The following is a 6,096-nucleotide window of genomic DNA, read 5'->3' on the forward strand; positions in this document are numbered from 1 at the left end:
GGACCCAGGGTCGGCGGGCGGCAGGTGGCCTGGGCCGCGGCCGTGCCGCTTGCCGCGGCCTGGCTGGCGGCGGCGGCGCTGGGCACGCGTTATTCGCCGCTGGGCATGGCGCTCGATGCGCTGGTGCTGCTGAGCCTGCTGCTTGCCCTGCGCCTGTCCGCGCGCGGGCCGATCGCGCTGTGGATGACCGGCGTGCTGTACGCCCTGCTGCTGGTCGCGGCGCCGGCGTTCAAGGTGGCGCAGCTGCAGCTGCCCATCCTGGCGGCCGACGGCACGGCCCTGGTGGCGCTGCTGCAGGTGCTGTCGGGCTGGCGCCTGTGGCTGGCGGCGACGCTGCTGGCCGGCGTCGCGCTGCTGGCGGCCTGGGCCTGGTGGCCGCGGCGCGGTGGCTGGCACGGCCTGCTGCTGGCCGCGGGCGTGGCCGCCGCCTGGATAGTCGGCGCCGGCGGGATTGATGCCGGGCTCGACCGCGCGGCGCCGCTGGCTTCGCCCGACGACCTGGTGGAGCGGCTGGAGCGGCGCGGCGGCGGCCTGTTCCTGATGGCCGACTTCGCCGACTACCGCCGGGAAAAGGCCAACGTGCCCGACGCCCGCGCGGTCGACCGGGCGCTGGAAGGCCTGTCGCCGCCGCGCATGCAGGCCGGCCCCGCTTTCCGTCCGCGCAACGTGCACGTGGTGCTCATCGAAACCGCCTGGGACCCGCTGCTGCTCGGGCACTACCGGTTCTCCCGCGACCCTTTCGACCCGCGCTTCCGCCGCGCGATGCAGCAGTCGAAGGGGTCCGCCGCGCTGGTGCCGGGCTTCGGTGGCGCCACCGCCAACGCCGAGTTCGAAGTGCTGTGCGGCCTGCCGGCCACCCGTGACCAGGTCGCCTTCGAACACGACCTGACCCGGCCCATGCCCTGCCTGCCGCGGCTGCTGCGCGAAGCGGGCTACCTGGCCACGGCCAGCCATCCCTACCGCGCCGATTTCTGGAGCCGCGACAGCGCTTATCCGCTGCTGGGTTTCGAGCGCTATTACCCGGTCAACGCCTTCGAGCTCGACGACATGGACGGCATGTTCCTGGCCGACGCCAGCACCTACCGCCAGGTGCTGGAGCGGCTGGACCAGGAAAACGATCCGCGGCCGGTCTTCAACTACGTCGTCAGCCTGAGTTCGCACTATCCCTACGAGCGCGCCGCGCATCGCCCCGACCGCATCACGGTGACACCGAAGGCGCCGCTGCTGGAGGCACACGCCAACGCCATCGCCTATTCGACCGAAGCCTTCATGGACTACGTCGAGGCGATCCAGGCGCGTGACCCCGACGCGCTGGTGGTCGGCTTCGGCGACCATGCGCCGGTGCTGGGCCATGCTCCGGATCCGTTCGAACTCTCGGGCATCGTGATGCCGACCCGACGCGACGCCATCGGCGCCTCGCCGCTGATCGAATCGCCGGCGCATTCGCGGGTGCCGCTGCTGGTGTTCGACGGCCGCAAGGGCGTGGTGCCGGTGGGCGAACTGCCGCTGTTCGCGCTTGCCGACCTGGTGCTGTCGCGCCTGGGCGAGGATGCGCCGCGCACCTGGCTGTCGGCGTTCCGCGATGCGGGCCTGGACGCCAGCCGCACCCGCATGTTCCTGGGCCACACGTTGATCCGGCCGGCGGACCGCTGGCAGCTGTGCCGCGGCAAACACCCCGGCTGCGACGCCGCACGCGCGCTGCGCGAACGCCTGGTGCTGCTTCGCCAGGACCTGGCGCGCGGCGAGCAGCATGCGCTGGCCTGGCTGGCCGTCCCGGAACTGGCCAGCGCCACCGACATGGCGCTGGAAAAGCCGCACGCCGACTGCGGGCTCGAGGTCGTCGCCTGGGGGCCGCGCGACCTCGTGCGCGGGGCCGGCTTCAACGTGCAGGCCGACGGCAGCAGCTCATTCTGGTTCCAGCTCGAGTCCGCGCGCGGGCAGCCGCTGCTGCGCATCGGCGAGGACATCCGGGTGCCGATGACCGTTGCCGGCCTCAATGCCTCGGCGGGCCTGGATCCGGCAACGCGCGAACGCCTGCGCGATGGCGATGCGCTGGCCTGGACCTGCCCGGACGGCAGCGAAGGGCCCATCGGCCAGCTGGCGATCCGCGAGGCCGTGGTGGCCCCGGCGCCCGTGGTTCCGCCGGCCGCCGGCTGCGCCGCCGGCGTGCAGGACATCGGACCGCGCGAAATCCATGCCGGCGAAGCCTTCAACGTGCAGCCCGACGGTCGCTCCGCGGTCTGGCTGGCGCTGGCGCCGGGTTCCCGCGGTTTCGAACTGAAGTTGGCCGGCCAGCCGGTGCAGTACTTCCTGGCCGGCGGCGTGGCCACCTTCAGCGTTGATGAAACACTGGCGCCGCATTTGCGGCGGCCGGGCGCGGTGCCATTGGAGCTTTCCTGCGAGGGCGAGGTGGTCGCCCGCGCGGAAATCACCGTGCGCTGACCGGCCCGAAACAGCGCAGGCGGCTCAGTCGCGCACCGGGTCCCAGCGGTCGGTGCGCAGCCAGGTGCGGTCGCGGCCGCAGCCCGGCCGCGCACAGAAAGCATCCCAGATGACATGGAAACGCTCCGAGTCCGCGCTCGGGTCGCGGCGGCGGTTGGCTTGGGCGCGCAGCAGCGATACCGGCATGCCTTCGGCCTCGGGCGCGGCACGGGCCAGCACGCGCAGCGCATCGGCGCCGGCCAGGGCGGCGAAATGCATGCGCGCCGTGGCCACGCCGTCGGCCCCGCAGGTCGCGAGTGTCCAGCGTTGGATGGGCGCGCGTGCGGGCCGCCCGAGCTCCCAGGCCAGACTGACCGGCGCGCCTTCGCGCTGGCAGGCCAGCTGCAGTTCCAGCCAGCCCGTGGTGGCGTGCGGAGCGTCCAGCGGCAGTTCCAGCGCCACCTCGCCCCCGGAAGCCGGCAGCGAAGTGGGGGTAACGATGGCTGGCGCCAGGCGGTAAAGCCTGGCCCGGTCCACCGTGCTGACGAGGCTGGCGCCGGTGAGCACGCCGGCCACGCCCGGCAGCTCTTCCGGATGGCGCAGCAGCAGGTGCGTGGCGCCGCTGGCTTCGATCATGCCCGGCCAGTCCCAGCCCTGGCGCCGGATTTTCCAGACGTACTGCGTGTGCCAGCTTACGGCCGCCGCCTGGCGCGGCAGTTCGGCCATGACGGTATTGCTGGAGTGGGCGTAGAGCAGGAATTCACCGGGCTCGGCGATGTCGCGGAAATGCCGGGCCAGCACGCGTTCGGGCACCATGCGCGCCATCGCCGCGTCGCGGCCCTGGGTGGCGAGCACGCGGATCTCGCGGGTCATCAGCTGCCAGGAGCTGGTGGGCAGCACGACCACCTGGATCGCCACCAGGACCACCACGACGCCGGCCAGCACGCGTTCGCGGCCCGCCGAAGCCGTGCCCGCCAGCCCGGCGATCATCAGCGCCACCACCATCGGCATCAGCGGCTGCAGGTAGCGCAGGTACTGGATCTGGCCCAGCAGCAGCACCGCCGCGGCCAGCGTCGCCAGCGCCAGCGCCCGCGAGCTGCGCGGCCATAGCGCCAGCGCCCAGCCGCCGAGCAGGGCCACGGCCAGCACGCCCGCCGCGCCGACGCGGCCGCCATCGTGGAATGCCGGGGTTTCGAAAACCCAGCGCCACGGCAGGTTCCAGCTCAGTCCGCTGGTCCAGGTCGTGTCCAGGAAGTTTTCCGGGAAGTACCAGGGCGAGCCGAACCAGGCGTTCATCAGTGGCAGCACCGGATTGCCGGTCAGGCCCCAGGCGTAGGCGTAGCTCGACCCGCCCGCCAGCAGACCCAGGCCGATCGCCGCGGGCAGCTGGCGCCAGGGCAGGGCGGTTTTCCACTGCAGCAGCCACCAGGTGGAAAACGGCAGCAGGAGCAGGCCGTTGCTGACCTTGCTGCCCATCAGCATGCCGGCCAGCGTGGCCAGCAGGAACATGGGCGCCGGGCCGGGCGGGACGCGGGCCAGCAGCAGGCTGGCCAGGGCGGCGAACATCGCCGGCGTCGCCGATTCGACCTGCAGGCTGCCGGCCAGCATGTGGCTCATCGGCAGGCTGAGGTAAGCCGCGGCCGCCAGCCAGGCCAGGCGCGGCGACACGCCCAGCGTGCGGGCCGGGCCGCGAACCAGCCAGGCTGCCATCAGCAGCCAGGCGGCGTTGAGGAAACCCGTGGTCTCTTCGCCAGCCAGCACCGACACCAGCGCATGCAGCACGTCGGTGGACCAGGGCGCCAGCGCCCAGACCTGGGTGCCGATGTCGAAGCGGGCGTGGCCGAACTGCATCAGCTCCCAGGCCAGGCCCAGGTGGTAGGCCACGTCGTCGGCCATGTGCGCCGGCAGCCAGGCCGGCGCGGACACCACCAGGGCCAGCAGGCAGACCCCGAAGGCGGTGCGCGGTGTTTCCTCCACGGCGTCGCGGAACTCCGCGGCAATCGCCTGCAGGTCGCGCCCAACCTGGCGGCGGCGCCAGAGCAGCAGGGCCGCCAGCGCCAGGCCCCAGGTGCCCGCGTGGTGCACGGGGAAGGGCAGCAGCCAGCCCGCCAGGCCTGCCAGCAGGCCCAGGCCGGCGACCAGGCGCAGCAGCGGCGAGGTGCCCGCGACCGGTGGCAGCAGGGTGCCCGCGGCCATGGCGCCGGCCAGCAGCAGCGCGGTGGCGGCGGCGCCCGGCAGGCCCGCCAGGATCACGCCGGCCGCCGGCAGGCTGGCCAGCAAGACGGCGGTGGCGGCGCGGATGCGCAGCCGCCAGGCCAGCAGCCCGGCCAGGCCACCGCCGAGCAGGGCGAGGCTGAGCGCGTCCTGCAGGCGCGGGGCGAGCGCGGCGTAGTCGAAGGGGTGGATCACCATGCCCACGGCCAGTGCCAGCAGGCCGGCGGCAAGCGCGAGGTTGCGGATAAGCGGCATCGGGCGGCAGCCAGGACGGCGGTGTTGCGCGATACTGTCAGAGCACGACGCACGACAACAAGACAGGTGGCGCGCTTTGCCAGCGAGTGATCCGAACAGGGGTAGCGAAATGCACACGCAGGGACATCCACCGCGGGTGGCGGTGGTGATTCCCTGTTTCCGGGTCACCGGCCAGGTGCTGGGCGTGATCGACGCCATCGGCCCGGACGTCGAGCGCATCTACTGCGTGGACGATGCCTGCCCGGACGGCAGCGGCGACCTGGTGCAGTCCCGGGCCACCGACCCGCGCGTGCGCGTACTGCGCCACGACCAGAACCAGGGCGTCGGCGGCGCCACCCTCACCGGCTATCGCCAGGCCATCGCCGACGGCATGGACATCGTGGTCAAGCTCGACGGCGACGGCCAGATGGACCCCGCCCTGCTGCCGGAGCTGGTGGCGCCGATCCTTCGCGGCGAAGCCGATTACACCAAGGGCAATCGTTTTTGGGACCTGCGCCAGATCGGCCGCATGCCGCTGTTGCGGCGGCTGGGCAACCTGGGTCTGTCCTTCCTGGCCAAGGTGTCGAGCGGTTACTGGGACATCTTCGACCCCACCAACGGCTACACCGCGCTGCACGTCGCCGTGGCCGAGCGGCTGCCGTTGGACCAGGTAAGCCGCCGCTATTTTTTCGAGACCGACCTGCTGTTCCGGCTGGGTACCGTGCGCGCGGTGGTGGTGGACGTGCCGATGGACGCGCGCTACGGCGACGAGAAGAGCAACCTGAAGGTCTCGCGCGTGTTCGGCGAATTCGCCTTCAAGCACCTGCGCAATGCCGGCAAGCGGCTGCTGTACAACTACTACCTGCGCGACCTGCCGGCGGCGTCGCTGGAACTTCTGGCGGGGGTGCTGTTGCTGGGTTTCGCGCTGGTCTTCGGCGGCTGGCACTGGTGGCTGTCGGCCAGCACCGGCCAGGCCGCCGCCACGGGCACGGTGATGGTGGCGGTGGTGACCTTCGTCAGCGGCCTGCAGTTCGTGCTGGCCTTCCTGAACCACGACATCGCCAGCGTGCCAAGGCGCGCGTTGCACCGGATGCTGCATCGCCGCCGGCGCTGAGCGGAAAGGACGTCGGTGTGCGATGCCGCTAGAATCGGGCTCCCCCCGGAGTGCCGTTGTCATGGACCCGCTGAACAGCGCCATCGCCACACAGCCAGACGTCGTACGATTCC

The 6,096-nt window shown here is 72.2% G+C and carries 3 protein-coding genes; 2 read left to right on the forward strand and 1 reads right to left on the reverse strand.

The genetic code is table 11. From position 1 onward, the window contains the following. Nucleotides 1-42: 42 nt before the first annotated feature. Nucleotides 43-2,442: an LTA synthase family protein gene (locus AACZ35_RS01320; RefSeq protein ID WP_339825125.1), complete on the forward strand. Its 2,400-nt coding sequence runs from the start codon at nt 43-45 to the stop codon at nt 2,440-2,442. A gap of 24 nt (nt 2,443-2,466) precedes the next feature. Here the strand turns inward: AACZ35_RS01320 and AACZ35_RS01325 are convergent, their stop codons facing one another. Then, nucleotides 2,467-4,890, reverse strand: a complete 2,424-nt coding sequence (locus AACZ35_RS01325; RefSeq protein WP_339825128.1) for a hypothetical protein — start codon at nt 4,888-4,890, stop codon at nt 2,467-2,469. Between the two features lie 109 nt (nt 4,891-4,999). Between AACZ35_RS01325 and AACZ35_RS01330 the strand changes: the two genes are divergently transcribed. Further along, nucleotides 5,000-5,983, forward strand: coding sequence for a glycosyltransferase family 2 protein (locus AACZ35_RS01330; protein ID WP_339825130.1), 984 nt, complete (start codon nt 5,000-5,002; stop codon nt 5,981-5,983). The last annotated feature ends 113 nt before the right edge of the window (nt 5,984-6,096 follow it).

This window comes from uncultured Arenimonas sp. (genome assembly GCF_963976025.1).
GTDB lineage: Bacteria > Pseudomonadota > Gammaproteobacteria > Xanthomonadales > Xanthomonadaceae > Arenimonas.

Coding starts and splice junctions, on each gene's coding strand:
- AACZ35_RS01330 (WP_339825130.1), top strand. CDS start 5,000: ATGCACACGCAGGGACATCCACCGCGGGTGGCGGTGGTGATTCCCTGT.
- AACZ35_RS01325 (WP_339825128.1), bottom strand. CDS start 4,890: ATGCCGCTTATCCGCAACCTCGCGCTTGCCGCCGGCCTGCTGGCACTG.